The following is a 25,901-nucleotide window of genomic DNA, read 5'->3' as shown; positions in this document are numbered from 1 at the left end:
CCTTCGTCACCGGGCGCGCACCGGCTCATACCGTGCGCACCGCGCAGATCATCTCGAGCAGTTCCTCGTGCACCCCCGGCGCCGCCGCGAGCACCGAACCGGAACCGATGTGCCACGGCTCGCCCGCCAGGTCGGTCACCACGCCGCCCGCCGCGCGCACCAGCGCCACCCCCGCCGCGTTGTCCCACGGGTGGTGGCCGAACACGATCGCGCCGCCCAGGATGCCCGAGGCGGTGTAGGCCAGGTCGATCCCGGTCGACCCGTGCATGCGCACCCGCGAGGACAGACTGCTCAGCGGACCGAGCAGATCGAAACGGAACCGGCCGGGGATGCGGCCGGTGGCGTCGATGTTGAACGCGCCGAAACCGATCATCGCCTCCGCCAACCGCGCGTGGGGAAGCGGCGGCAGCGGTTGTCCGTTCAGCAGCACCGGACCGCCCGCGGCGGCCGCGTAGCGCTGACCGAGCAGCGGCAGCCAGGTCAGCCCGAGCACCGGTTCGCCCTCGTGGACGAGCGCGAGCAGCATGCCCGAGAGCGGATGCCCCTGGGAGTAGTTGAAGGTGCCGTCGATCGGGTCGAGCACCCAGGCGGTGCCCGAACTCAGTTGCGGCCCACCGAATTCCTCGCCGTGCACCTCGATCCCGGTCTCGCCGCGCAGCGTGGCCGAGATGGTGCGCTCCAACTCCAGGTCGAGTTCGGTCGCGAAATCGTTGCGCCCCTTGCTGACCGCGCTCGGCGCGCCGATGCCTTCGACGAAACGCGGTGCGGCGGCGTCGAGGACATCGCTCGCCAGCGCGAGCAGGGCTGGGAGGTCGGCGAGCGGGTCGGCGGTCATATCCGGTGTCAGCGCACCGCGTCCAGCGCCTCGGGCAGGGTGAACCGGCCCGCGTAGAGCGCCTTGCCGACGATCGCGCCTTCGACACCCTCGCCGACCAGGCCGGCGATGGCCACCAGATCCGCCACCGTCGACACCCCGCCCGAGGCGATGACCGGTGCGTCGGTGGCCGCGCAGACCTCGCTCAGCAGTTCCAGATTCGGGCCGGTCAACGTGCCGTCCTTGGTGACGTCGGTGACCACGTAGCGCGAGCAGCCGTCACGTTCGAGCCGCTCGAGCACCTCCCACAGATCGCCGCCGTCGCTGACCCAGCCGCGCCCGCGCAGGCGGTGCTCGCCGTCCACGATCCGCACGTCGAGGCCGACCGCGATCCGGTCGCCGTGTTCGGCCAGCGCCTTGGCGCACCACACCGGATCCTCGAGGGCCGCGGTGCCCAGGTTGACCCGGGCGCAGCCGGTGGCCAGCGCGGCGCGCAACGATTCGTCGTCGCGGATGCCGCCGGACAGTTCCACCTTGACGTCGAGTTCACCGACGACCCGCGCGAGCAGTTCCCGGTTGGAGCCGCGCCCGAAGGCCGCGTCCAGGTCGACCAGATGGACCCATTCCGCGCCGGCTTCCTGCCAGGCCAGCGCCGCGTCGCGGGGCGAACCGTAGCTGGTTTCGCTACCGGCCTCTCCCTGCACGAGGCGCACGGCCTCTCCATTGGCGACATCGACGGCGGGCAGCAGCACAAGACTCACTCACACGAGCTTAGCGGCAACCCTCCCGCATTCGAGCCCCGGGCCGGGGCTGCGGACTCAGAGCGCATCGATCCAGTTGCGCAGCAGGTGCGCGCCCGCGTCACCGGATTTCTCCGGGTGGAACTGGGTGGCCGAGAGCGCGCCGTTCTCCACCGCGGCCAGGAACGGCACGCCGTGTTCGGCCCAGGTGAGCCGGGGGTTGGCGAAATGCTCGCTGGGCGGCAGATCCCAGGTCTGCGCGGCGTAGGAGTGCACGAAATAGAAGCGGGTGTCGCGGTCCATCCCGGCGAACAGCGTGCTGTCGGCGGCGGCCGAGACCGTGTTCCAGCCCATGTGCGGCAGGACGGGGGCCGAGAGGCGTTCGACGGTGCCCGGCCATTCCGCGCAGCCGTCGGTCTCGACGCCGAACTCCACACCGCGCTCGAACAGGATCTGCATGCCGACGCAGATCCCCAGCACCGGACGCCCGCCCGCCAAGCGCTGGCCGATGATCCGCTCACCGCGCACCGCGCGCAGGCCCGCCATACAGGCCGCGAACGCGCCGACGCCGGGAACCACCAGTCCGTCGGCGGCCAAGGCGATCTGCGGGTCGGCGGTCACCTCGACCTTCGCGCCGGCGCGCACCAGCGCCCGCTCGGCCGAATGCAGGTTGCCGGAGCCGTAGTCCAGCAGCGCGACCGTCCGGTTGCTCACAGTGTCCCCTTCGTGGACGGGACGCCGCGCACGCGCGGGTCGGGTTCGACCGCGGCCCGCAGCGCGCGCGCCACGGCCTTGAACTCGGCCTCGGTGACGTGGTGCTGGTCGCGGCCGTAGAGCACGCGCACGTGCAGGGCGATGCGGGCGTTGAGCGCGATGGACTCGAACACGTGCCGGTTGAGCACCGTCGAATACGGCGCGCCCGGCCCCGAACCCGGGATCACCGCGTGCAGCAGATGATCCGGTTCACCCGTGTGCACGCAGTACGGCCTGCCCGACACGTCGACCGAGGCGTGCGCGAGGGTCTCGTCCATCGGGATGAACGCGTCGCCGAAACGGCGGATGCCCGCCTTGTCGCCCAGCGCCTGACCGAGCGCCTGACCGAACACGATCGCGGTGTCCTCGACGGTGTGGTGCGCCTCGATCTCGATGTCGCCCTCGGCGCGCACCGTCAGGTCGAAGCTGCCGTGCGCGCCGAGCGCGGTGAGCATGTGGTCGTAGAACGGGACGCCGGTGGAGATGTCGGTCTGCCCCGTCCCGTCCAGGTCGAGTTCCACGACGATGCTGGATTCCCTGGTCACGCGTTCGACCCGCGCGGTCCTGCTCATGCTGCTTCCTCGCTCCCGCCGTACCGGCGATCGGGCTCGTTCATCGGGCGAGTTCGGCGGCGGCCAGGCCCGCGCTGACCCGCAGGAACTCGTCGTTCTCCGCGGCCAACCCGATGGTGGCGCGCAGGCGGCCGGGGATGCCGACATCGCGGATCAGCACGCCCTCGTCCAGGTAGTGCCCCCAGGCCCGCGGCGCGTCGGCGAACCGGCCGAACAGCACGAAATTGGCGTCACTGGGGACCACGTCGTAGCCGAGATCACGCAGCGCGGCCACCACCCGGTCGCGCTCGGCGGCCAGTTCGGCGACGCTGCCCAAGGTCTCCTCGGCGTGGCGCAGCGCGGCGCGCGCGGCGGCCTGGGTGACCACCGACAGGTGGTAGGGCAGGCGCACCAGCAGCAGGGCGTCGATGAAGGCGGGCGCGGCGACCAAGTAGCCCAGTCGTCCGCCCGCGAACGCGAACGCCTTGCTCATCGTCCGGCTGACCACGAGTTTGGCCGGGAAGCGGTCGATGAGGGCCACCGCGCTCGGCTGGGCCGAGAACTCGCCGTACGCCTCGTCCACCACCACGATGCCGGGCGCGGCCTCCAGGATCCGGATCAGGTCCGAGTGCGCGATGCTCTGCCCGGTGGGATTGTTCGGGCTGGTCACGAACACCACATTCGGCGCGCGCTCGGCGATGACGGCCAGCGCGGCGTCCACGTCGAGGGAGAAGTCGGGTGTGCGCAGCGCCTCGACCCACGCGGTGTCGATGCTCTCGGAGATGATCGGGTGCATCGAATAGGACGGCACGAAACCCAGCGCGCTGCGGCCCGGACCGCCGAAGGCCTGCAACAGTTGTTGCAGGATCTCGTTGGAGCCGTTGGCCGCCCACACGTTGGCGGTGTCCACCGAGACGCCGGTGCGGGCGCGCAGGTAGGCCGCCAGGTCGGCGCGCAGCGCGACCGCGTCGCGATCCGGGTAGCGGTGCAGATCGGCGGCGGCGGCCCGGATGGATTCGGCGACGTCATCGATCAGCGCCGCGGAGGGCGGATGCGGATTCTCGTTGGTGTTCAGTTGGACGGGCACCGTCAACTGCGGTGCGCCGTAGGGCTTCTTGCCGCGCAGATTGGCGCGCAGGGGCAGATCGTCCAGACCGATCCCCGCGCCGGGCGCGCTCACCTCGACGCTCACCGCAGCGCCTCGAATCGCGCCGTGACGGCCTGGCCGTGGGCGGGCAGATCCTCGGCGGTGGACAGGGCCACCACGTGTCCGGCGACGTCCTTCAGCGCGGCCTCGGTGTACTCGACCACGTGGATGCCGCGCAGGAAGGTCTGCACGCTCAGCCCCGAGGAGTGCCGCGCGCAGCCCGCGGTGGGCAGCACGTGGTTGGAGCCCGCGCAGTAGTCGCCCAGGCTGACCGGTGCGTACGCGCCGACGAAGATCGCGCCCGCGCTGCGCACCTTCGCGGCGACCGCGGCGGCGTCGGCGGTCTGGATCTCCAGGTGTTCGGCCGCGTAGGCGTCGACCACGCGCAGGCCCTGGGCGATGTCGTCGACCAGCACCGTGCCCGACTGCCTGCCCGTCAACGCCTCGCGGACGCGGTCGGCGTGCTTGACCACCGGCAGTTGCGCGGTGAGGGCGGCGTCGACCGCGTCGGCGAGTTCCGCGCTGTCGGTGACCAGCACACTGGCCGCGAGGACGTCGTGTTCGGCCTGGCTGATCAGGTCGGCGGCGACGTGCACCGCGTCGGCCGTGGCGTCGGCCAGGATCGCGATCTCGGTGGGACCCGCTTCCGCGTCGATCCCGACCAGTCCGCGGCACAGCCGCTTGGCGGCGGTGACGTAGATGTTGCCCGGGCCGGTGATCAGGTCGACCGGGTCCAGCGGCGCGCCGTCGGTGTCGAGGCCGCCGTAGGCCAGCAGCGCCACGGCCTGCGCGCCGCCGACGGCCCACACCTCCTCGACGCCGAGCAGTTCCGCCGCGGCGAGGATGGTCGGGTGCGGCAGGCCGTCGAAACGGGCCTGCGGCGGGGAGGCCACCACCAGGGAATCGACCCCGGCGGCCTGGGCGGGCACCACGTTCATCACGACACTGGAGGGATACACGGCGTTGCCGCCGGGCACGTACAGCCCGACCCGCTCGACCGGCACCCAGCGCTCGGTGACGGTGCCGCCGGGCACCACCTCGGTGACCGTGTCGGTGCGCCGCTGGTCGGCGTGCACCTTCCTGGTGCGCTCGATCGCCGCCTCGAGGGCCGCGCGCACGGCCGGATCGAGCTCGGCCAGCGCGCGGGCCATCGCCTCGGCGGGGACGCGCACGGCCACGGGGGCCACGCCGTCGAACTTCTCGCTGAACTCGCGGGCCGCCTCGACACCGCGATCGCGTACCGCCTCGACCACCGGACGCACATGATGCAGTACCGAGTCCACGTCGACTCCCCCGCGCGGCAGCGCGGTGCGCAGCTCGGCGGCGGAAGGAGTGCGGCCGCGCAGATCTACGCGGGCGAGCTCGATACGGGATGTCATGGCGGTGTGCGGTCCTTTCGTCACGTCGGCTACCAGCCTAATGGGCGGCGCCACCGCATTTCCGCCCCGGTCGACCCCGCGCGACATCGCCCGCGGGCGAGCCGCGACGGCGGGCGGGCCGGGGCTGTGATCTACCCGGTCGCTGTCAGCGATCCGCCCGGCCGCGAGCGGTGATCTTCCAGGTCGCGCACCGCCCCGAAATCTGTGCGGGCAGTACGGTTTCGCGGTCCGAACTTTTGCCGAAATCCGCCCTGACCAGTGAAAATACTGTCGGCCACGACATTTCGGTCACGCCGGTAGTCTGTTGCCATGATCACGCTCAAGAAAGAAGACGGGGCCGCGGATCTCGCGGGCATCACCAAGCTGAGTGTCGGGGTGAGCTGGGATCCGTCGGCGGGGACCAGCGGCGGCGCGCTCGGGTGGGCGCGCCGGAAGAAGGGTGTCGATCTCGACCTGATCGCCATCCTCATGCAGGGCGCCGAACCGGTCCGCTTCGCCGGCCTGGATTCGCTGGACCCGCTCGGCAACGGCTCCGTGCTGCACTCCGGTGACGAGCAGACCGGCGCGGCCACCGGCGACGACGAGACCGTCACGGTGACCTTCGACGCGGTGCCCGGCGGCATCGACGCCATCATCTTCGTCGCGGCCGCGTTCAAGAAGGGCAGTTCCTTCGAGAAGGCCAACAACATCTCGTTCAAGGTCTACGACGCCAGCGGGGGCACCACCCAGCAGGTCGCCGACATCTGGCCCTCGTTGCTGGGCAACGAGAACGGCAACGCGGTGGCCCGCGCGTTCCGCAACGGCCCGGTGTGGCAGCTCGAGGTCCTCAACCGCAAGGGCAAGATCAAGCAGGGCGACAAGCAGGCGCTGCTGCGTTTCGCGATGGCCTGAGACCCAGGGTGAGCGCGGGGCCGGTCCGTCCCGGTCCCGCCTCCGCTCAGTTGGGGCGGGTGTCGCTGTCGATCAGCAGGCGACCGCCGCTGTTGACAACGTGCAGCACCAGCGAGGAGGTGCGCCCGTCGATGGTCAGCTGGGCCAAACGCATGTCCAGCGAGCCGTCCGGGTAAGCCCCCCGACCCGCGCCGTTGATGTCGGCGAAGGTGTCGATGGTCCGCGAACCCCAGTACTGGCGGAAACCCTGCTCGCCGCCGTAGACCTGCTGCGCGGCCGGGGTGAGCAGCGAATAGGAACTCGCCGGATCGCTGTAGAAGTCGACGATCAGTTCGCCCGCCGGGCCCAGGCCCACCGAACCGGTGCTGGGCGTCGCGCCCAGCGCGGGCGTGGCCGAGGTGGTGGGCGCGCCGGTCGTGGTGGTGACCGTGGTCGGACCGGCCTGGGGGCTCGGGCTGTCGGAATCGGACTGGTTCAGCGCGCCGAGCAGCAGCGCCACCACCGCGACGCTCGCGCCGACCACACCGCCGATGAGGATCGCGCCCCGCTTGCCGCCGGACTTGCCGGAGCCCTCGGAGGTGTCCGGGCGCGGCTGGGCCGAGGTGCGCGGATGGGCGGCGGTGCTCGGATGCGCGGCAGTGTCGTAGTGGCCGTTGCGCTGCGGTGACGGCGCGGGGCGTCCGTTGTGCTGCCCGGGGGTGTGCCGCGGGTTCGACGGCGGCGGGGTGCGCAGCGCGCGGGTGGCCGCCTCGTGCCCGTTGCCGTTGCTCTGGCGACGCGCGTAAGCCTCGCTGGCGGGGACGAACATCGCCGGGACGGGCGCGGCGACGGAATCGGCGAAGGCGGCCAGGTGATCGCGCGAGGCCCGCATCGTCGGGCGTTCCTCGGGATCGGGGCTGAGCAGTCGCAGCAGGAAATCGGTGGCGGCTCCCGCGTTGCGCGGTTCGCTGACCTGCCCGTTGGCCGCCGCGTAGAGCACCGCGAGCGGGTTGGGGCTCGCGCCGTAGGGCGGCTCGCCCTCGAGGGCGTGGAACAGCGTCGCGCCGAGGGCGAACACGTCGGCGGCGGGCGTCGGATCGGCGCCGCGGGCCACCTCGGGGGCGAGGTAGGCGGCGGTGCCGCAGATCAGGCCGGTCTCGGTGAGCGTCACGTCGCCGGTGGCGCGGGAGATGCCGAAGTCGGTGATCTTGACGTTGCCGTTGTCGTCGAGCAGGACGTTGCCCGGTTTCACGTCGCGGTGCACGATGCCCGCCTGGTGGGCGGCGATCAGCGCCGAGGCGACCTGTTCGCCGATCCGGGCCACCTGCGTCAGCGCCAGGGTGCCCTGCGCGGACAGGACCGCGGCCAGGCTCTTGGACTGCATGTACTCCATCACCAGGCACGGATCGCCGTCGTGCTCGGTGATGTCGAACACGACGATGGCGTTGGGGTGTTGGAACCGCGCCGCGTTGCGGGCCTCGCGGATGGCGCGCTGGCGCACCACGTCGCGTTCGTGCTCGGGCAGACTCGGTTGGATGTGGATCTGCTTGACCGCCACCGAGCGTTGCAGGCGCTCGTCGACGGCACGCCAGACCACGCCTGTGCCGCCGCTACCAATCCGCTCGACCAGGCGGTAATGCTCCGCGATCAACTGACCGGTATCGATGGCGCCTACTCCGAACCTTCTCGAAATCGTGACATCCCGCATATTGACCGCCACAGCGGCCCGCCGACGAGTGTAGCGGGCGCACGGGCCGTCCCACGCGTCAGCCAGTAGATATTTCCGACGGCCATCGAAGAACACGGCGGTTCGCCGACACCACGCTGTGTCTTCGCACCACCCGGAGGTCATCGGATCGTCATCCGGACGTCTCGGACCGGTCGCGACGCGGCTCAGCGCGACGCGCGCAGCATGCGTCCGGCGGCCTCGACGGCGGGCCCGGATCCGCCCGCGTCGGCGACGAGGACGGCGAAGGCGAGGTCGCCGTCGATCCCGACGAACCAGCCGTGCGCGTGGGTGTTGTCGCCGTACTCGGCGGTGCCCGTCTTGCCGAGCAGACCCGGGATGTCGGCGAGTTGGGTGGCGGTGCCGCCGGTGACGGTCTCGCGCATCATCCCGGTGATCTGCTGGTCGACGGCGGGCGGCAGCGGGGCCGGGACACGGTCGGCGACGCCGGGTCGGCCCGCGACCAGCGTGGGCGCGGTCACCGAACCGTGCGCGAGCGAGGAGGCCACCAGCGCCATCCCGAACGGGGACGCCGTCACCCGTCCCTGACCGATGCTGTCGTCCACTCGTTCGGCCGGGGTCTCGGCGGGCGGGACCGCGCCCGTCACCGTGGTCAGCCCCGGGGTGACGTAGTCGACGCCGAGTCCGAGTTGTTCGGCGGCCTTCGTCAAGGCGTCGGCGGGCAACCGCGCGGCCAGCGCGCCCATCGTGGTGTTGCAGGAGCGGGCGAAGGCGGTGTGCAACGGCACTTGGCCGAGGTCGAAGTTGTCGTCGTTGGGGATGCGGCGACCCTCGATGTCGGCGGTGCCGGGGCAGGGCAGCACGGTGTCGGGGGTGACGATCCCCGCTTGCAGCGCGGCCGAGGCGGTCACCGTCTTGAAGGTGGAGCCCGGCGGATAGAGACCGGTCAGCGCGAGCGGTCCCAGCGCGTCGGCGGGAGCGTTCTGGGCCATCGCGACCACCTCGCCCGTGGACGGGCGCAGCGCGACGATCGCGGCGGGTTGCGCGATCGGGGCGAGGGCGTCCTCGGCGGCGCGCTGACGCGCGAGGTCGAGGGTGGTGCGCAGGTCGGCGGTCGGTTTCGCGTCCTGTCCGGCGACCGTGCGGGGTCCCTCGGGGGTGCTCGCGCGCACGGTCCACCCCGTCGCGGCGGCGGATTCGCTCTGCCACAACTCGGCCAGACCGGACAGCGTCGGCGAAGCCAGCGCCTTGTCGGTGCTGAGCAGCCGGGTCTGCGGACTCAGGGTGACACCGGGCAGCGCGGCCACCGCGGGTTCGATCGGCGCGAGGTCGCTCGCGCGCAGACTGATGGCGGTGACCGGCGCGCCCTCGGCGGCCGACAGATCGGCCCGCAGCGAATCGGCGGTGATCCCGGGCGCGAGCGGGGCCACCAGGTTCGCGACCGCCGCGAGGTCCGCCCCGGAGGCGACGTTCACCAGCGTGACCACCTGTTCGCCCATGATCTCCGCGCCCGCCGCGTCCAGCACCCGCGCCGGTGTCGGCGCGACCGGCAGGTACTGCAACGGGCCGGTCTCCAGGCCGGGAGCCACCGTGCTCGGATTCCAGCGGATCTTCCAGTCCTCGCCGGAGATCGCGGACCCCTTCGTGGTGTAGGTCCACTGCCCCGCGCCGAACTTCCACGTCGCGGCGAGGGTGAAATCGTCGCCGTCGACGCCGCCGACCTCGAAGTCGACGTCCTTGCCGAGCCCGTCGTACAGCTTGGTCAGCGCCGCGCCCGCCGCGGCGGGGTCGTCGGTGAGTTCGGCCGCGGCCGCCAGATCGTCGCGATCGAGGGCCTCGATGAATCGGTGCGCCACCGTCTCCGGTTGGTCGGGACCGGAACCGCAACCGGACAGCAGCAGCGCGGGTGCGGCGAACAGGGCGAGAAGCTTCCGTTGGGTACGCACCCGGCCGACTGTATCCGCGCGGTCCCCGCGCGCAGGTCAGCCCCGACCGGGCGATTCCCCGGCGTGGCGACACGATTCGGACGCGCGCCGGATTAACACCGGGCCCGATCCGGTCGATAATGAGGCGCGTCCGGCGATTCCCGGCGGACGCGCATATCGATTCGGGCTCCGAACGCCGTCGGCGCGGACCCTCGTCCCGGGGAGCGGGTCAATGGCCTTCCTGAACAAGCTGGTGTCCAACGCGCACACCTTCGGCCGCCTGATGGATGTCGTGGACAAGGCGCCGCGGTGGCGTAAGCAGTTGCTGAGCAAGAAGAACGAACTGCGCGGCGGCGCGTTCCGCGACGCGGCCATGGGCATGTGCGCGCTGGTCGCCGCCGCCGACGGGTCCGTCGACCAGAACGAACGGGTCCGGGTCGCGGGCCTGATCGGCACCGAACCCGCGCTGGGCAATTTCGCCGCCGACGAACTGCGCGCGCTGTTCGAGGACAACTGCGCCCGGATCACCGCCGACCCGGCCTTCGGTCGCGCGCACGTGCTCCAGCAGATCGCGAAGGTGGCCGGCAAGGCCACCGAAGCGGAGGCGGTCGTGCAGATCGGCATCCTGATCGGCAACGCCGACGGCAACTTCGACCAGGCCGAGGTGGCGGCGGTGCGCGAGGCGTGCCAGGCGCTGCGCCTGGACCCGTGCCAGTTCGGTCTGTGAGCCGCGCCTTTCGCTAGTATTCGACCGTGCGTTCGATCGATGCCGCCGAACGGCGGGCCAGGCTCGGCCTCCGACACCGGTTGGCGGCCGAGGCGCGGGGCGAGGACGTGGCCGAGGTGGTGCGCTCCCTGGTGGTGTTGCACGCCACCGATCCGGCGACGGTGTTCCTCTCGATCGCCGCGCGGTCGCGCACGCTGACGCCCGCGCACGTGGAAGCCGCCCTCTACGAGCAGCGTTCGCTGCTGCGCCTGCTCGCCATGCGGCGCACCATGTTCGTCGCGCCGACGGACCTGCTGCCCGCGTTGCAGGCGGCGTGCGCCGACGACCTGGCGGTCAAACAGCGGCGCACCTACGGCCGCTATCTCGAACTGGAGGGCGTGATCGACGGCGAGGTCGGCCCCTGGCTCGCCGAGGTCGAGGAGCAGACCCACGCGGCGCTGCTGGCGCGTGGCGCGGCCACCGGCGCGCAGTTGAGCAAGGATGTGCCGCGGTTGCGCACGCAGGTCAATCCCGCGCCGGAGAAGAGTTATTCGCGGCCGACCAACATCACCACCTGGGTTCTGGTCACCCTCGGCTGCACCGGGCGGATCGTGCGCGGCAGGCCCAACGGCGGCTGGACCAGCAGTCAGTACAGCTGGGCGCCGATCGAAACGTGGCTGCCCGATGGGGTCGCGACCCTGCCGGTGGCCGAGGCCCGCGGCGAACTGGTCCGGCGGTGGCTGCACCGTTTCGGCCCCGCCCCGCTCGCCGACCTCAAGTGGTGGACGGGGTGGACGCTGGCGCAGGTGCGCGCGGCGCTGGCCGAGATCGAGGTGGTCGAGGTCGATCTCGACGGGACACCCGGTCTGCTGCTCGCCGACGATCTCGACCCCGTGCCCGCGCCCGCGCCGTGGGCCGCGCTGCTCCCGGCGCTGGACCCGACGCCGATGGGCTGGCAGAAACGGGACTGGTACCTGGGTCCGCACGCCCCGTCCTTGTTCGACCGCAACGGCAACATCGGTCCGAGCGTCTGGTGGGACGGTCGTATCGTCGGCGGCTGGGCCCAGCGCAAGGACGGCGAAGTCGTGCACCGCCTGCTCGAGGACGTCGGCGCCGAGGCCGAAGCGGCCATCGCCGCCGAAGCCGATCGCATGGCCGCCTGGTACGGCCCCGTCCGCGCCATCCCCCGCTTCCGCACCCCGCTGGAGAAGGAACTCACCGCCTAGGCGATCTCACATGTCCAGGCCGAGGTCCAGGACGCGCACCGAGTGGGTGAGCGCGCCCACGGCGAGGTAGTCGACGCCGGTGCGCGCGTAGTCGGTGGCGTCGGCGAGGGTCAGGCCGCCGGAGGATTCGAGTTCGGTGTCGGGCGCGACGGCGTTGCGGCGCTGCACGGCGGCCTGGGTCTGCCACAGCGGGAAGTTGTCCAGCAGCACCAACTGCACGCCCTCGGCCAGGACGGCGTCGAGCTGGTCGAGGCTGTCGACCTCCACTTCGCAGGGCAGTTCGGGAGCCAGCGCGCGCACGGCGCGCAGCGCCTCGACCACCGAACCGGCCGCCACCACGTGGTTGTCCTTGATCAGGGCCGCGTCGCCCAGACCCATCCGATGGTTGACGCCGCCGCCGACCCGCACCGCGTACTTCTGCAACGCGCGCAGGCCCGGCAGGGTCTTGCGGCTGTCGCGGATACGGCAGCCGGTGCCGGCGACCGCGTCCACCCAGGCGGCGGTGGCGGTGGCGATGCCGGACAGGTGGCACACCAGGTTCAGCATCGTCCGCTCGGCGGTCAGCAGTCCGCGCGTCGGCGCGATCAGGCCCAGCGCCCGCGCGCCAGGCTCGAGCCGCGTCCCGTCGGGAACCCGGTCGGTGATCTCGTAGCCGCCCGCGCCGAGCACCTCGTCCAGGACCAGCAGGCCGACGTCGAGGCCGGCCAGCACGCCCGCCTGCCTGCTGACCACGGCGGCCTTACTGGTCGCGTCGGCCGGCACGGTGGCGGCGGTGGTGACGTCGGGGCCGTAGCGCAGGTCCTCGTCCAGGGCGGTACGGATCAGCGCGCGCACTTCGTCGAGGTCGAGGGCGGGGTCCAAGGCCGGATCGGTGCTCATCGTGTTCTCCTCTGGTGTTCGCCGACGGTCACGGCACGGCCACCGACAGCGCCGGACCGTCCGGGTCGGCGGCGAGCCGGGTGGCCAGCAGCGGCCCTTCCGGCGCGCCCGCCATCGGGCGGGCGTCGGGGTGTCCGTCGTGGTCGAGCCGGATCGGGATGCTGTGGCGCAGGGCCGGATCGGCGTCGGGATGATCGGATCGGGTGTGACAGCCGCGGCTCTCGGTGCGCGCGCTCGCGGCCAGCAGCAGGACGCGCGCGGTGAGGGTCAGCGCGCCGTCCTCGAGGTCGGCGATGCGCTGGGCGGCCAGGACCCGCGGGGCGGCGGGGACGGCGGCCGCCCCGCGTTCGCGCACCGACTGGGTGAACCGCGAGGACATGCCGCGCAGCACGGCCCGGTCCAGGCGCTCGGTGGCCTCGGCCAGTCCGGCGCTGTCGCGGACCACCGACGCCGCCCCGGTCATCACCTGTTGCAGCGCGGCACGGGGCGCGCGCGGCATGGTGCGGGTGCGGATCTCGGTGACCTCGGCGGGCTCCTCGCGCCGCTCGGCCACCGCGACGCCGACCCGTTCGCCGACCACCAACCCCTCGAGCAGGCTGTTGGACGCCAACCGGTTCGCGCCGTGCAGGCCCGTGCGCGCGACCTCCCCCGCCGCGTACAGACCGGGCACTCCGGTGCGTCCGTGCGGATCGGTGACGACGCCGCCGCACTGATAGTGCGCGGCGGGCGCGACCGGGACGAGGTCGACCGCCGGATCGAGTCCGGCCGCCAGGCACGAAGCGGTGATGGTCGGGAACCGCCGGGCGAAACCGGCGATGCCGCGCGCGTCCAGGTAGACGTGATCGGCGCCGAGCGCGCGCATCCGGGCCGCGATGGCCCGCGACACCACGTCGCGCGGTGCGAGGTCGCCGCGCGGATGCACACCCGCCGTCACGGATTCGCCCGCCGCGTCGACCAGCACGGCCCCTTCGCCGCGCACCGCTTCGCTGATCAGCGGACGCCGCCCGGTGCCGCCCGGGGTGTAGAGCACGGTGGGGTGGAACTGCACGAATTCCAGATCCGCCACCGCCGCGCCCGCCCACAGTGCCAAGGCGAGGCCGTCGGCGGTCGCGCCGGGCGGGTTGGTGCTCAGCGCGTAGAGCTGACCGAGACCGCCGGTGGCCAACAGCACCGCCGGGGTGTGCACGACGCCGAACCCCCGTTCCGACACCGCGATAACCCCGCGCACGCCGCGCGGACCGGTCACCACCTCGCAGGCCGCCGCGCCGAACACCGCGGGCAGCCCCGCGGCGTTGAGCGCGCGCTGCACCTCCGCGCCGGTGGCGTCGCCGCCCGCGTGGATGATGCGCCGGGTGCTGTGGCCGCCCTCGCGGGTGCGCGAGATCTCGCCGTCGCGGCCCAGGTCGAAGACCGCGCCGAGGTCGGTCAGCGCCGCCACGGCGTCCTGTCCGCCCGCGACGACGGACCGCACCGCCTCGACCTCGCACAGGCCCGCGCCCGCGGCGACGGTGTCCTCGACGTGTGAATTCACCGAATCGCCGCGCGGGGCGACCACGGCGATGCCGCCTTGGGCGTACTGGGTGGCGGTGTCGGTGGGGCCGCCTTTGCTCAGCACCAGGACCCGCGCGCCGCGCAGCGACGCGGTGCGGGCGGCGGTGAGGCCGGCGACCCCGCCGCCGATCACGACCAGATCGGCCGCGGCCTCCCAGTCGATCCGGCGGTCACTCCCCGCCACCGGGATTGCCGATCTCGATCATCCGCTGGACCGACCGGCGACCGCGCGCGGCCGTCTCCGGGTCCACGTGCACCTCGTCCGCGCCGTCGGTCAGGCACCGCAGCAGCGCGGCCGGGGTGATCATCTTCATGTACTTGCACGAGGCCCGGTCGTTGACGGCCTGGAAGTCGATTCCCGGTGCGGCCTTGCGCAGTTGGTGCAGCATGCCGACCTCGGTGGCGACCAGCACCTGCGAGGATTTCGCGGCCTTGGCGGCGTCGATCATGCCGCCGGTGGACAGGATGTGCACCCGGTCGGCCGGGAACGCTCCTTCGCCCGCGAGGTAGAGCGCGGAGGTGGCGCACCCGCATTCGGGGTGCACGAACAGTTCGGCGTCGGGGTGGCTGCGCGCCTGTTCGGTCAGTTCGTCGCCGTTGATGCCCGCGTGCACGTGGCATTCACCGGCCCAGATGTGCATGTTCGCGCGGCCGGTGACCCGCTTGACGTGCGCGCCGAGGAACTGGTCCGGCAGGAACAGCACTTCGCGCTCGGGGTCGATCGAGGCCACCACGTCCACGGCGTTGGAGGAGGTGCAGCAGATGTCGGTGAGGGCTTTGACCTCGGCGGTGGTGTTGACGTAGGACACGACCACGGCGTTCGGGAATTCGGCCTTCCAGGCGCCCAGTTCCTCGGCGGTGATCGAGTCGGCCAGCGAGCAGCCCGCGCGCTGGTCGGGGATCAGCACCGTCTTGTCGGGGCTGAGGATCTTGGCCGTCTCGGCCATGAAGTGCACGCCGCAGAACACGATGGTGTCCTCGGCGGCCTCGGCCGCGATCCGCGACAGGGCCAGCGAGTCGCCGACGTGGTGGGCGACGTCCTGGATGTCGGGCAGTTGGTAGTTGTGCGCCAGGATGGTCGCGTTGCGCTGTTCGGCCAGTCGCCGCACTTCCCGCGCCCAGTCCGGCGTCGCCTCGACACCGTCGAATCCGAGGGGTCCGTCGACCACCTGTTCCATCAGCGCACCGATCGTCGCCATGATGGCTCCCTTCCTCGTGCGGTCGGCGTACTCGCCGATTCGCACCCAACCAGGTTTTCGACTTACAATCGAAAACATGCCCCATAGTAGCACCATCCACGAAACGCTCACCGCGGTGTTCCAGGTTCGCCGCTTCTCCGACGGCGAATCCGCAGGTAGCGGCACCGCAGACCTCGCGGAGAAGCTCCGCACCGGCGATCGGGGGTGCCTACGCACCGAACTGGCGGTGTTGCTGTGGGAGCGCGCGCTCGACCCCCAGAAGGACACCTGGTCGCTCCCCGGCGGGCGACTGCGCGACAACGAGGACCTCGACGTCTCGGCGCGCCGTCAACTCGCCGAGAAGGTCGACGTCCGCGAACTCACCCACCTCGAACAACTGGCCGTCTTCAGCGCACCCGACCGGGTGCCCGCCCCGCGCCGCATCGCCTCGGCCTACCTGGGTCTGGTTCCGCTCACCGCCGAACCCGAACTGCCCGCCGACACCGCCTGGCATCCGGTCTCCGCGCTGCCCACGATGTCGTTCGACCACAGCGTGGTCGTCGAGCACGCGCGCACCCGACTCGCCGCGAAACTGTCCTACACCAATATCGCCTTCGCGCTGGCCCCCGCGGACTTCACGCTGTCGACCCTGCGCGCGATCTATTGCGCCGCACTGGGTTACGACGTGGACACCACCAACCTGCAACGAGTCCTGACCCGCCGCAAGGTGATCGTCCCGACCGGGGCGACCGCGCCACCCGGCCGCACGGGCGGACGCCCGGCGGCGCTCTACCGGTTCACCGACGCGGTCCTGCGCGTCACCGACGAATTCGCCGCCCTGCGCCCGCCGACCTGATCGAACTCAATCCCCGTGCTGCTTGCGGTGTTTCACGCCGCGCCGGTAGCGCCGCTTGTTGGTCACCGGCTGGGCGGCCGAACTGCTGCGCAACGCCTGCCGCCACCGCCAGGCGGTCAGATCCGGCCGCTCGACCCCCGCCTCCGCACCGCGCGCGGACTTCTTCGACTCGGACGTCATCCCGACACCTCCCCTCGCTCACCGTCTCCTCCGACGGTAACGACGGGCGGCCCACCGGGCCACGCATTTTCCGCCGCCCCCCTGGCGCGGCGGCCCCGGCGCGGATCAGTACGAGGAATGGCTCGGGATCGACCCCGACTGACCGTACGGCCCCGGGGTGCCGTAGGGGATGAGGCCGCCGTCGACGGAACCGTTGGGGCCGTAGGGGGGAACGGGGCGGGTGGCGCCGATCGGGCCGATATAACCGGTGCCCAGATCCTCGCGCGGGCTCAACGCGGCGAGGAACAGCATCACCAGCGAGGCGACCAGCGGCTGGGCCAGCAGCGCGAGCGCGCTGCCGAGTTCCGGTGCGCGGTCGACGATCTGGCCCGCCGCGGCGTTCTCGACCACCGGGTAGCGCAGTTGGGCGACCAGTTCGCCGAAGGCCCGCATGCCGAACGCGCCCGCGAAGGCGGCGACCAGCACCCCGATCTGCACCAGCGGCCCGCGCACCGAGCGCAACCGCCACGCGCCGACCGCCGTCAGCGCCCCGAGCATGCCGCCGGTGCAGGCGAAGATCGCCAGCGCGTCGAAATCGTGCACGCTCTCCCCCGGCAGCAGCACCTGACGACCCGACTGGACCACCAGCGCCTGCTGACCGGGCGCGAGCAGACCCCAGGCGACACCCGCGAGAATGCTCACCGCCGTCGTCACCAGGACGATCAGGGCGCAGCCCCACAGCTCGCCGCGGACACCGCCCTCCCGCACGGCCCGCACTAGCGGCGTTCCAGGTCGGCCGAGTCGATCATGCCGTGGCGCGAGCACCGAGCCCACCACCCGTCCGGGCTCACCTGCACGATCATCCGCCGCCCGCACCGCTCGCAGAACCGCGGCGGCTCGAGCCCGAGGGAGGCGGCGGCGGGGATCACGTCGTCGTGTCCCGGTACGACCGGCTGTCCGGTGAACGGGTTGTAGCGCTCGTCCATGCCCATGACACTACTCATGGTCGCGACTCACAGCGTTTCGTTGAGCGCCTTGATCGGCATCTTCAACTCGCCCAGCAGATCAAGGTCGGCTTCGGCGGGTCGGCCCAGCGTGGTGAGGTAGTTGCCGACGATGACGGCGTTGATGCCGCCCAGAATGCCCTGGCGCGCGCCGAGGTCGCCGAGGGTGATCTCGCGACCGCCCGCGAAGCGCAACATGGTGCGCGGCAACGCGAGTCGGAACGCGGCCACCGCGCGCAGGGCGTCGGCGGCGGGCAGCACCTCGAGATCGCCGAAGGGCGTGCCGGGGCGCGGGTTGAGGAAGTTCAGCGGCACCTCGTGGGGGTTCAGCGAGGCGAGGTCGGCGGCGAACTCGGCGCGCTGCTCGAGGGTCTCGCCCATGCCGAGGATGCCGCCGCAGCAGACCTCCATGCCCGCTTCGCGCACCATGCGCAGGGTGTCCCAGCGCTCCTCCCAGGTGTGGGTGGTGACGACGTTCGGGAAGTGCGAGCGGGCGGTCTCGAGGTTGTGGTTGTAGCGGTGCACGCCCATCGCGGCGAGTTGGTCGACCTGTTCCTGGGTGAGCATGCCCAGCGAGCAGGCGACCTGGATGTCGACCTCGTTGCGGATGGCCTCCACGCCCGCGGCGACCTGGGCCATCAGCCGGGCGTCCGGTCCGCGCACGGCGGCGACGATGCAGAATTCGGTCGCGCCGGACTTGGCGGTCTGCTTGGCGGCCTCCACCAGGCTGGGGATGTCGAGCCAGGCCGCGCGCACCGGGGACTGGAACAGGCCGGACTGCGAGCAGAAGTGGCAGTCCTCGGGGCAGCCGCCGGTCTTGAGCGAGATGATGCCCTCGACCTCGACCTCGGGGCCGCACCAGCGCATACGGACCTCGTGGGCCAGCGCGAGCAGGTCCTCGAGGCGGTCGTCGCCGAGGCGCAGCACGTCGAGGGTCTGCGCCTGATCGAGCCCTTCGCCGCGCACGAGCACCTGCTCGCGGGCGACGGCCAGGATATCGGTGGTCACGGGTGCCTGGGTCACGACGCGAATCCCTCCCGCGGCCGAGCGGGCCGCACGACTTGAACGGTGTTCAAGGAAACTTGAACGGCGTTCAGGCTAGGGTAGCGGTGGACAGCGAGTCAACACGGGAGGCAATCGGTGCAGTTGCACAGGGCGGATGTGGTCGAGGGCGCGATCGCCATCCTCGACGAATACGGCCTCGCGGATCTGACCATGCGTCGGCTCGCGAGTTCGCTGCGAGTCCAGCCCGGCGCGCTGTACTGGCACTTCCCCAACAAGCAGGCCCTGCTCGGCGCCGTCGCCGACCGCATCCTGGCCCCCATGGACGAGCCCGTGACCGGCGAGGACTGGGCCGAGCAGATCACCGAACTCGCCCACCGTCTGCGCGACTGCCTGCTCGCCTACCGCGACGGCGCGGAACTGGTCTCGGCCACCTACGCCTCCCGGCTGACCACCAGCAAAGGCCGCGAACGCGTCGTCGGCGCGGCCCTGCGCGCGGGCATGACCCGCCCGGAGGCCGAATCCGCGGCCTTCACCCTGCTCTACTACGTCCTCGGTCAGACCGTGGACGAACAGTCGCGCATGCAGATGGACTCCGTCGGCGCGCTGCCCGAGCACGCCTCCCCGCTCGCGGACCCCACCGACGCCACCGCCCGCTTCGACTTCGGCCTGCGCCTGTTCCTCGGCGGCATCCGCAACCTGCTCGGCGCGCGCGTGCGCTGATCGTCAGCGCCGAGCGCCCGCGTCCGTGGCTCGCGTCTCCGGCACGTCGGGGAACCAGCGCCGCATGGACTCCGCGCCCGCCGCGGAGGTCGCGGCCATCGTGACCGCCGCCGCGCCCAACACCGTCACCGCGCTCATCACGCCGACGATGATCGGCCCACGGTCGATCCACACGCCGGCCGGATAGGACATGAGCACGTCCACCGCCCCCGCGATGCCGAAGATCACGCTCGTGGCCGCCGCACCGACGCCGACCTGCGCCGCGCACAGCGGCAGCAACGTCAACCGGGCCGAACGCGCCGCACCCACCAGCAGCGCACCGGAGCCCAAGGTCGCCAGCACCCGGCGGTTCTCCACGACGACGACCCGCATCGACCGCGTGTCCGCCCCGGCGCGATCCCCGTCCACGGAGATGGCCATCATGGCCGCGGCCGAGATCACCGTGGTGATCAACTGCATCCACAGCGCACCGTCCGGGCCGAGCGCGTGCACCGGCAACGCACCGAGGAACGGCCCGCAGAACGTGCCGAACCGCGACGCGCCCGCCATCATCGACAGCGCCCGTCCCCGATGCGACGGGGCCACGACCGCGACCAGATACGACTGCCGCGCCAACCCCCACACCGCGCCGGACACCCCGATCAGCACCATGCCGAGCGCGAAGACGCCCAGTCCGGGCGCCCAGAGCGCCGCGATCACACCCAGGACCCCGACCGCCGAACCGACCACGATCGCGCCGCGCTCGCCGATCCTGGCGACGATCGACCCCGCGGGCAGATCCGCCAACACCATCCCGAACCCGGTCAGCCCCACCATCAGCCCCGCCGTCCCCGGCGAAGCGCCCAGATCCAGCGCGCGCAGCACGTACATGGGCGCGGCGGCGCCGAAGCCGAGGCTGTAGACCGCCATCGGCACGAAGACCGTCCACATCAACGTGCGCGGCGCGAACGGTTCCACGGTGACCGATCCGGTCATCGCGGAACCGTCACGGCGCGAACCCCATTCGACGCGCCGAGGGCGTCGGCCCGCTCCCGCGCGGACGCCGCCGCACCGCCGCGACCGCGCACCGCGACGGCCGATCTTCTCCGCGCGCGGAGCACGTCACCGCGACGACAGCAGCCTTCGCTCACCGCGCCAGGGCGGGTGCGTAGCGGCTCTGCGGCCGGGCCAGCCCGAAGTGATCGCGCAGCGTGGTCCCGGTGTACTCGGTGCGGAACAGGCCGCGCTCCCGCAGGATCGGCACCACCGTCTCGGCGAAGATCTCCAGACCGCCCGGGTAGTAGGGCGGCATGACGTTGAAACCGTCGGCGGCCCTGTTGCGGAACCACTCCTCGATGGTGTCGGCGACCTGCTCGGGCGTGCCCGCGAACACCCGGTGTCCGCGCGCGCCCGCCAGGCGGTGCAGCAGACCGCGCACGGTCGGCCGCTCCCGCTGCACGATGCCCGCCACCACCTGACGGCGGCTGCGCTCGTTGTCGGTGACATCGCCCGCGTCGCTGAACAATTCGAGCGGGATCGGCCCGTCCAACGGCAGGTGCCGCAGACTGGTCTGAGCGATGCTCTCCAACTGCTCGAGCCCGTAATCCGGCACGGTGAGCTCGTTGAACTCGCGTTCGAGCCGCTTGGCCGCCGCTTCGGTGTCGGCGATGAACGGACTGATGCCCGGCAGGATCTTCACCTGGTCGGCGGCGCGGCCGAACTCGCCCGCCCGCTTCTTGATGTCGGCGTAGAACGCCTGCGCGTCCTCGAGCCGCTGGTGGGCGGTGAAGATCGCCTCCGCGTACTTGCCCGCGAAGGCCCGGCCGTCGTTGGACGCGCCCGCCTGCACCAGCACCGGATGGCCCTGCGGGGTGCGCGGCGCGTTGAACGGCCCCCGCACGCGCAGGTGCTCGCCGACGAAATCGATCGGGTGGATCTTGTCCGGATCGGCGTAGATCCCCGCTTCTTTGTCCAGGCGGATCGCGTCGTCCTCCCAGCTGTCCCACAGCGCCACCACCGCGTCGACGAATTCCCGGGCGCGCGCGTACCGTTCGGCGTGCTCGGGGTGTTTGTCGAGACCGAAGTTGGCCGCGGCCAGATCGGTGCCGGTGGTGACGATGTTCCAGCCGGCCCGACCACCGGAGATGTGGTCGAGGGTGGAGAACAGCCGCGCGAGGTTGTAGGGCTCGTAGTAGGTGGTCGAGGCCGTCGCGATCAGTCCGAGGTGGGTGGTGGCGGCGGCGATCGCGGTCAGCAGCGTGATCGGCTCCAGCCCGGAGGCCACGTTGTGCTTGACGTCGGTGCGCAGCGCGGGACCGTCGGCGAAGAAGACCGCGTCCAGCGTCGCGGCCTCCGCGATCCGGCCGATCTCCTGGTAGTAGCGCACATCGTAGATGCGCTCGGGCTGACTCCACGGATGCCGCCAAGCCGCCTCGTGATGTCCGGACGGGTAGATGAAGGCGTTGAGGCTGAGCTGACGTAGCTCGGTCATGAGGCGTTCTTCGCTTCCTCGCGAGAAGGGGTGGCACGCGCCGTGTCGACACCGAGTCCGGCCAGCAGCACCTCGCGCAACCGGACGAACTCCGGATCGCCGTGGCGGCGCGGACGGGGCAGATCGACGCGCTGATCGAGAATGATGCGGCCGTCGTCGAGCACGAGCACCCGATCCGCGAGCACCACCGCCTCGTCGACGTCGTGGGTCACCAGCAGCACCGCGGGCTTGTGCTCGGCGCACAGTTCCTGGAGCAGGGCGTGCATCTTGATACGGGTCAACGCGTCCAGCGCGCCGAACGGTTCGTCGGCCAGCAGCAGTTCCGGTTCCCGGACCAGTGAGCGCGCCAACGCGACACGCTGCTGTTCACCGCCGGAGAGTTCACGCGGCCAAGCCTTCTCGCGACCGGCCAACCCCACCTCGGCGAGCGCGTTGCGACCGCGGGCGTCGGCGTCGGCCCCGTTCAGGCCGAGGGTCACGTTGTCGAGCACCCGCAGCCACGGCAGCAGTCGCGAATCCTGGAACACCACCGCCCGTTCGGCGGGGACGACCAGTTCGCCCGATCCCGGCACGTCGTGGTCGAGTTCGGCCAGCGCGCGCAGCAGCGTGCTCTTGCCCGACCCGCTGCGGCCCAGCAGAGCGACGAATTCGCCCGCCTCGATATCGATGTCGATGCCGCGCAGCACCACCCGCTCGCCGAACCCGCGGTTCAGCTCGCGCAGGCGCACCACTCCGGTGCCGGTCAGTCGCCCAACGTCTGTCGCCACGACAGGGCCCTCCTCTCCGAGGCGCGCACGGCGAGATCGCCGAACAGGCCGAGCAGGCCGTAGATCACCAGGCCGACGACGATCACGTCGATCTGCCCGTAGGTGCGGGCCTGGGTCATCAGGTAGCCGATGCCGCTGGTGGCGTTGACCTGTTCCACGACCACCAGGGCCAGCCACGCGATCGTCACCGCCAGGCGCAGACCGGTGAAGAAGCCGGGCAGCGAACCCGGCAGGGCCACCTTGCGGACGAAATCCCACCGCGAGAGTCCCACGGTCTGCGCGAGTTCCACGTAGCGGGCATCCACACTGCGCAGATGCGCGTGGGTGTTGATGTAGATCGGCACCGCGACACTGGTCGTGATGACGATGAGCTTCATCTCCTCGCCGATGCCGAACCACACGATGAACAGCGGGATCAGCGCCAGCGTCGGGATGGCGCGCTTGATCTGCACCGGTCCGTCGACCAGCGCCTCACCGATCCGGCTCAACCCGGCCACCAGCGCGAGCACCAGTCCGAGCGCCACGCCGATGCCCAGGCCCAGCGCCGCGCGCTGCAAGGAGGTCAGCAGATTCGACTGCAAGCGCCCGTCGGCCCACAGGTCACCGGCGGTCTGGGCCACCGTCCACGGCGCGGGCAGCGTCTCCGGATCGATCGACTCGGTCGCCGAACCGATCACCCACGCGCCGACCAGCAGCGTCGGTCCGATCGCGAGCCCGAACGGGATCGGACGTCCCGGACCGAGTCGCGGCCGCGAGGTCTTGCGCCGCGCCAGGACAGGGGACGCGGTCGACCGGCGGACCCGGGGGACCCGCCCGAACACTCCGGCGTCGGCGGTACGAACGGCCATCAGCTCTTCCCTCGCTCGAACGAGGCCCCCGATTCGGTGACCGTCTGGGTGATCACGGCGTCGAAACGCAGGTCGAACCCGTCGGAAGCCTGGATCTTCCTGGGCAGTTCACCCGCGGCGTCGATCAGATCGATGGTGGACTGCTGCCGGTCGACCAGCGCCTGATCCAGATGCGGGAAGGTGAACTGGCCGAAGGAATCCACGATGCGCTCGGCGTCCTCGGGGGTGACCTTCTGGTTGTCCACGTAGTACTTCTGCGCGAACTCGGCCTGATGGGTGTTCACCCACTGGTAGGAGCGCACATACGCCGCGACCAGCGCGCGGGTCGCCGCCGCCTTCGCCGGATCCCGCACCACCTCGCGCCGCGCGTACAGGTAGGCCAGACCCGGGTAGATGTTCGCGGTCTCCGCGTCGGGGATCAGCGAGGTGCCCTGGGTGCGCAGGAAACGGGTCACATTCGGTTCGAGCAGCGGCGCCACATCCACCTGACCGGTGCGCACCGCGTCGAGGAATTCGGCGAGCTGCAACCGCACCAACTCGACGTCACCGGTCTTCAGACCGGCCTTGTCCAGTGCGCGCAGCACCGCCGCCTGCTGGGCGGTGCCCTCGGCGTAGGCGATCTTCTTGCCCTTCAGATCCGCCAGTCGGGTGATCGAACGGCCCGGCGCCACCGCAAGTTTCATCGCCTCGGGCGCGGTCTGGTAGGCCGCCACGATCGGCACGTCCTGTTTGGCGGCGAGCGCGTGGATCGGCGGCACGTCGCCGACCGGCGCGACGTCGGCGGCCCCGGCACGGAAGGCCTCGAGAATCGCGGGTCCGCCGATGAAGTTCGCGAACTCCACCTTGAACGGCAGCTTGTCCAGCTCGCCGGACAGGCGCAACGCCGACTGCAACCGCTCCTGCTGATCGGCGACGATCAGCGTGGTGCCCTGGGGAACCTCGGTCGGTAACGGGGTGTTCGCCGTGTCGGCACCGACCGCGGAGTCATTGCTCCCGCACCCGATCAGTCCCAGGCTCGCAACCGTAGCCACGGCGAGCAACGCGGCTGTCGTGCGGCCACGCAGGCCGGAGAGGAACGTTGTTGGTCGATACATGACCGCGATTGAACCAGCCTGTGCCAGGCGAGCATACGGTTTGATTTCATCTGATTCGAACCCTGTCCGCGCCGCTGCGACCTCGGAATTCGCGCACCGGCAGTCACCGAGGGGCGGCGGCCGCGCTCTCGGTCGAGCGGGCCTGGGTCTGATAGCGCTGCACGAACGGCAACACCTGATCGGTGATCACCCGGTTGTACTCCCCCGGCCGTTGCCGCGGATTCGCGTGGCCGGTGTTGCGGGGGAAGGCGACCAGCAGCGCACCGTCCACCCCGCCGACCTCGTCGACCAGCACCCGGTGCGAATAGGCCACGTCGACCACGTTGTCCGATGCCGCGTTTCGCGGACGCAGATACACGATGGCGGGCCGCGGTTTCCCGTCCGCCGGTTCCGACAGCGCCCGCAGATCGTTGACCGCGCCCCCGGCGACGATCGCCAGGAACTGCGCCTCGATCAGACCGTTGCTCGCCGCGTCGGTGGAGAAGATCTTGTCCTGCAACACTTCCTCGACCACGTCGTGCAGGCGCTCACCCCGCACACCCGGCGACCCCGACCAGTGCCGATCCATGAACTGCTCACGGCGGGCGTAGGTTTCGACCGCGATCCGCAGCGCCCGACTCTCCCGCGCGCCCGGCAGCCAGCGCATCCAGCGCACCATGTCCTCGCCGCGACCGCGACTCTCCGGGCGCACCGCGTTCAGATCCACCGGCGTGCAGTCCAACAGCACCGCCACCAACCGCCGATCGCTGTCGGTGTGGATGTGCTTGCCGACCTCGAGCGCGATCACCCCGCCCATGCTGTGGCCCACCAGGATCACGTTCTTCATCCCCGACATCAACGCCGCGCGGGTGATCAGATCGGCGATCACCTCGGTATCGATACCTTCGTTGTCGTATTTGATCGCCCACACCACGCCCATGTCCCGCAGCGCGGGCAGACTCTCGGCGGTGTCACTGGCGTCCAGACCGCCCAGGCCGACCAGATCGACCACGACGGTGTCCCAATCGCGTTCGTCCGCCGGTTCGGCGACGGGCAGCACCGCGGGCGCCGTGCGCGCCAACCGCATCTGCTCGGGATGCACGTCGTTCGACCAGTACTGGACGAACAGGATCAACCCCGCGACCAGTACCGCGAGCAAGCGCAGCAGCACCCTCCTGGTTCGCCGCAGGGTCTGCCGGTCGTGACCGAGACGGGACTCGCGCAAACGGGCCCTGCGCCGTTCGTCGTCCCAGTCCGAGATCGTGGACGGGTGTCGATCGTGCCACGGTGACATCACTCCACCATGCCCCTTTCTCTCACCTGCCGCTGCCCCGGCGTAGGCGCACCGTCCCTTCTCCCACACGACCACCGCCCGGCACGGCAGCACCGAACACAACATCTGCTGCGATACCCAGCGATCCCGCCCTCAACCCACCGATACCCGCAGACGACACCCTGCGCCCCGAATCCGCATGTGCCCCCACCGATTCCAGATCACCTTCGTCAATGGGGCCGCGTCCCGGCGGTCATCCCGCGACGACACCCTCGCGCCCCCGAATCGACACATCCCCACCCCGGTCCGAGACGGCGTAG

The 25,901-nt window shown here is 71.3% G+C and carries 27 protein-coding genes; 5 read left to right on the top strand and 22 right to left on the bottom strand.

What is annotated here, in order from left to right; translation table 11 throughout:
* Positions 1–25 precede the first annotated feature (25 nt).
* The 7 genes from ON30_RS09900 to ON30_RS38975 all read right to left on the bottom strand — a co-directional run bounded on the left by ON30_RS09900 (position 26) and on the right by ON30_RS38975 (position 5,676).
* Positions 26–835 carry an inositol monophosphatase family protein gene (locus tag ON30_RS09900; RefSeq protein ID WP_040705961.1) on the bottom strand — a complete coding sequence of 270 codons (810 nt, stop codon included), beginning with the start codon at positions 833–835 and terminating at the stop codon, positions 26–28.
* Between the two features lie 8 nt (positions 836–843).
* Positions 844–1,575 carry a bifunctional 1-(5-phosphoribosyl)-5-((5-phosphoribosylamino)methylideneamino)imidazole-4-carboxamide isomerase/phosphoribosylanthranilate isomerase PriA gene (priA, locus tag ON30_RS09895; protein WP_040705960.1) on the bottom strand — a complete coding sequence of 244 codons (732 nt, stop codon included), beginning with the start codon at positions 1,573–1,575 and terminating at the stop codon, positions 844–846.
* A 57-nt stretch (positions 1,576–1,632) separates the two neighbouring features.
* Positions 1,633–2,268: an imidazole glycerol phosphate synthase subunit HisH gene (gene hisH, locus ON30_RS09890; protein ID WP_040705959.1), complete on the bottom strand. Its 636-nt coding sequence runs from the start codon at positions 2,266–2,268 to the stop codon at positions 1,633–1,635.
* Positions 2,265–2,879, bottom strand: a complete 615-nt coding sequence (hisB, locus tag ON30_RS09885; RefSeq protein WP_040705958.1) for an imidazoleglycerol-phosphate dehydratase HisB — start codon at positions 2,877–2,879, stop codon at positions 2,265–2,267. The genes hisH and hisB overlap by 4 nt, the downstream gene beginning before the upstream one ends.
* A gap of 40 nt (positions 2,880–2,919) precedes the next feature.
* Positions 2,920–4,050, bottom strand: a complete 1,131-nt coding sequence (locus ON30_RS09880) for a histidinol-phosphate transaminase (protein ID WP_373282531.1) — start codon at positions 4,048–4,050, stop codon at positions 2,920–2,922.
* Positions 4,047–5,384 carry a histidinol dehydrogenase gene (gene hisD, locus ON30_RS09875; RefSeq protein WP_040705957.1) on the bottom strand — a complete coding sequence of 446 codons (1,338 nt, stop codon included), beginning with the start codon at positions 5,382–5,384 and terminating at the stop codon, positions 4,047–4,049. Before hisD ends, ON30_RS09880 begins: the two co-directional genes overlap by 4 nt.
* A gap of 145 nt (positions 5,385–5,529) precedes the next feature.
* The gene (locus ON30_RS38975; protein WP_157183677.1) at positions 5,530–5,676 is read right to left on the bottom strand and encodes a hypothetical protein; all 147 of its coding nucleotides are present in this window, start codon (positions 5,674–5,676) and stop codon (positions 5,530–5,532) included.
* A gap of 17 nt (positions 5,677–5,693) precedes the next feature.
* On the opposite strand from ON30_RS38975, the gene ON30_RS09870 reads away from it, so the two are divergent.
* On the top strand, positions 5,694–6,275 hold the full coding sequence (locus tag ON30_RS09870; RefSeq protein WP_040705956.1) for a TerD family protein: 582 nt from the start codon (positions 5,694–5,696) through the stop codon (positions 6,273–6,275).
* 46 nt (positions 6,276–6,321) lie between these two features.
* On the opposite strand, the gene ON30_RS09865 is transcribed toward ON30_RS09870, so the two are convergent.
* Positions 6,322–7,905, bottom strand: a complete 1,584-nt coding sequence (locus ON30_RS09865) for a serine/threonine-protein kinase (RefSeq protein ID WP_040705955.1) — start codon at positions 7,903–7,905, stop codon at positions 6,322–6,324.
* 242 nt (positions 7,906–8,147) lie between these two features.
* Positions 8,148–9,887: a penicillin-binding transpeptidase domain-containing protein gene (locus ON30_RS09860; RefSeq protein WP_040705954.1), complete on the bottom strand. Its 1,740-nt coding sequence runs from the start codon at positions 9,885–9,887 to the stop codon at positions 8,148–8,150.
* 211 nt (positions 9,888–10,098) lie between these two features.
* Here ON30_RS09860 and ON30_RS09855 point away from each other — a divergent pair, with 211 nt between their 5' ends.
* Both ON30_RS09855 and ON30_RS09850 read left to right on the top strand, forming a co-directional pair.
* Complete coding sequence (locus ON30_RS09855) at positions 10,099–10,593, top strand: tellurite resistance TerB family protein (RefSeq protein WP_083911280.1); 495 nt, start codon at positions 10,099–10,101, stop codon at positions 10,591–10,593.
* Between the two features lie 26 nt (positions 10,594–10,619).
* Positions 10,620–11,798 (top strand): winged helix DNA-binding domain-containing protein, encoded by a 1,179-nt coding sequence (locus tag ON30_RS09850; protein ID WP_040705953.1) that lies wholly within the window; start codon positions 10,620–10,622, stop codon positions 11,796–11,798.
* 6 nt (positions 11,799–11,804) lie between these two features.
* On the opposite strand, the gene nadC is transcribed toward ON30_RS09850, so the two are convergent.
* Genes nadC through nadA form a run of 3 tightly spaced genes read right to left on the bottom strand, consistent with a single transcriptional unit; the run spans position 11,805 to position 15,427 of the window.
* The gene (gene nadC / locus ON30_RS09845; RefSeq protein ID WP_040705952.1) at positions 11,805–12,677 is read right to left on the bottom strand and encodes a carboxylating nicotinate-nucleotide diphosphorylase; all 873 of its coding nucleotides are present in this window, start codon (positions 12,675–12,677) and stop codon (positions 11,805–11,807) included.
* A gap of 28 nt (positions 12,678–12,705) precedes the next feature.
* Positions 12,706–14,412, bottom strand: coding sequence for an L-aspartate oxidase (locus tag ON30_RS09840; RefSeq protein ID WP_040705951.1), 1,707 nt, complete (start codon positions 14,410–14,412; stop codon positions 12,706–12,708).
* A complete protein-coding gene (gene nadA / locus ON30_RS09835) occupies positions 14,399–15,427 on the bottom strand; it encodes a quinolinate synthase NadA (RefSeq protein WP_040706005.1) in 1,029 nt (342 codons plus the stop codon). The genes ON30_RS09840 and nadA overlap by 14 nt, the downstream gene beginning before the upstream one ends.
* 76 nt (positions 15,428–15,503) lie before the next feature.
* On the opposite strand from nadA, the gene ON30_RS09830 reads away from it, so the two are divergent.
* Positions 15,504–16,262, top strand: coding sequence for an NUDIX hydrolase (locus tag ON30_RS09830; protein WP_040705950.1), 759 nt, complete (start codon positions 15,504–15,506; stop codon positions 16,260–16,262).
* 6 nt (positions 16,263–16,268) lie between these two features.
* Here the strand turns inward: ON30_RS09830 and ON30_RS40080 are convergent, their stop codons facing one another.
* From ON30_RS40080 to bioB, 4 genes are all read right to left on the bottom strand, one after another.
* On the bottom strand, positions 16,269–16,442 hold the full coding sequence (locus ON30_RS40080; protein ID WP_169334899.1) for a hypothetical protein: 174 nt from the start codon (positions 16,440–16,442) through the stop codon (positions 16,269–16,271).
* Between the two features lie 105 nt (positions 16,443–16,547).
* A complete protein-coding gene (locus ON30_RS09825; RefSeq protein ID WP_063719855.1) occupies positions 16,548–17,189 on the bottom strand; it encodes a DUF2567 domain-containing protein in 642 nt (213 codons plus the stop codon).
* Positions 17,190–17,197: 8 nt separating this feature from the next.
* A complete protein-coding gene (gene bsaP / locus ON30_RS09820) occupies positions 17,198–17,425 on the bottom strand; it encodes a biotin synthase auxiliary protein BsaP (protein WP_083911279.1) in 228 nt (75 codons plus the stop codon).
* 9 nt (positions 17,426–17,434) lie between these two features.
* Positions 17,435–18,448, bottom strand: a complete 1,014-nt coding sequence (gene bioB, locus ON30_RS09815; RefSeq protein ID WP_040705947.1) for a biotin synthase BioB — start codon at positions 18,446–18,448, stop codon at positions 17,435–17,437.
* A 117-nt stretch (positions 18,449–18,565) separates the two neighbouring features.
* On the opposite strand from bioB, the gene ON30_RS09810 reads away from it, so the two are divergent.
* Entirely contained in the window at positions 18,566–19,150 is a 585-nt protein-coding gene (locus tag ON30_RS09810; protein ID WP_040705946.1) for a TetR/AcrR family transcriptional regulator C-terminal domain-containing protein, read from the top strand.
* Between the two features lie 3 nt (positions 19,151–19,153).
* Here ON30_RS09810 and ON30_RS09805 read toward each other — a convergent pair whose 3' ends face one another.
* The 6 genes from ON30_RS09805 to ON30_RS09780 form a co-directional block, all read right to left on the bottom strand.
* Positions 19,154–20,125 (bottom strand): MFS transporter, encoded by a 972-nt coding sequence (locus tag ON30_RS09805; RefSeq protein WP_051029138.1) that lies wholly within the window; start codon positions 20,123–20,125, stop codon positions 19,154–19,156.
* Between the two features lie 151 nt (positions 20,126–20,276).
* A complete protein-coding gene (locus ON30_RS09800) occupies positions 20,277–21,620 on the bottom strand; it encodes an LLM class flavin-dependent oxidoreductase (protein WP_040705945.1) in 1,344 nt (447 codons plus the stop codon).
* Positions 21,617–22,387: an ABC transporter ATP-binding protein gene (locus tag ON30_RS09795; RefSeq protein ID WP_083911278.1), complete on the bottom strand. Its 771-nt coding sequence runs from the start codon at positions 22,385–22,387 to the stop codon at positions 21,617–21,619. The genes ON30_RS09800 and ON30_RS09795 overlap by 4 nt, the downstream gene beginning before the upstream one ends.
* Entirely contained in the window at positions 22,363–23,235 is an 873-nt protein-coding gene (locus ON30_RS09790; protein ID WP_040705944.1) for an ABC transporter permease, read from the bottom strand. The genes ON30_RS09795 and ON30_RS09790 overlap by 25 nt, the downstream gene beginning before the upstream one ends.
* The gene (locus ON30_RS09785; protein ID WP_083911277.1) at positions 23,235–24,329 is read right to left on the bottom strand and encodes an ABC transporter substrate-binding protein; all 1,095 of its coding nucleotides are present in this window, start codon (positions 24,327–24,329) and stop codon (positions 23,235–23,237) included. The genes ON30_RS09790 and ON30_RS09785 overlap by 1 nt, the downstream gene beginning before the upstream one ends.
* Before the next feature lie 103 nt (positions 24,330–24,432).
* A complete protein-coding gene (locus ON30_RS09780; protein WP_040705943.1) occupies positions 24,433–25,602 on the bottom strand; it encodes an alpha/beta hydrolase in 1,170 nt (389 codons plus the stop codon).
* Positions 25,603–25,901: the final 299 nt, after the last annotated feature.

Origin of the sequence: Nocardia takedensis NBRC 100417 (genome assembly GCF_000308695.1) — a bacterium.
Classification (GTDB): domain Bacteria; phylum Actinomycetota; class Actinomycetes; order Mycobacteriales; family Mycobacteriaceae; genus Nocardia; species Nocardia takedensis.
Note: the sequence above shows the minus strand (reverse complement) of the source record. Positions and strands in the feature narration are given on the sequence as shown.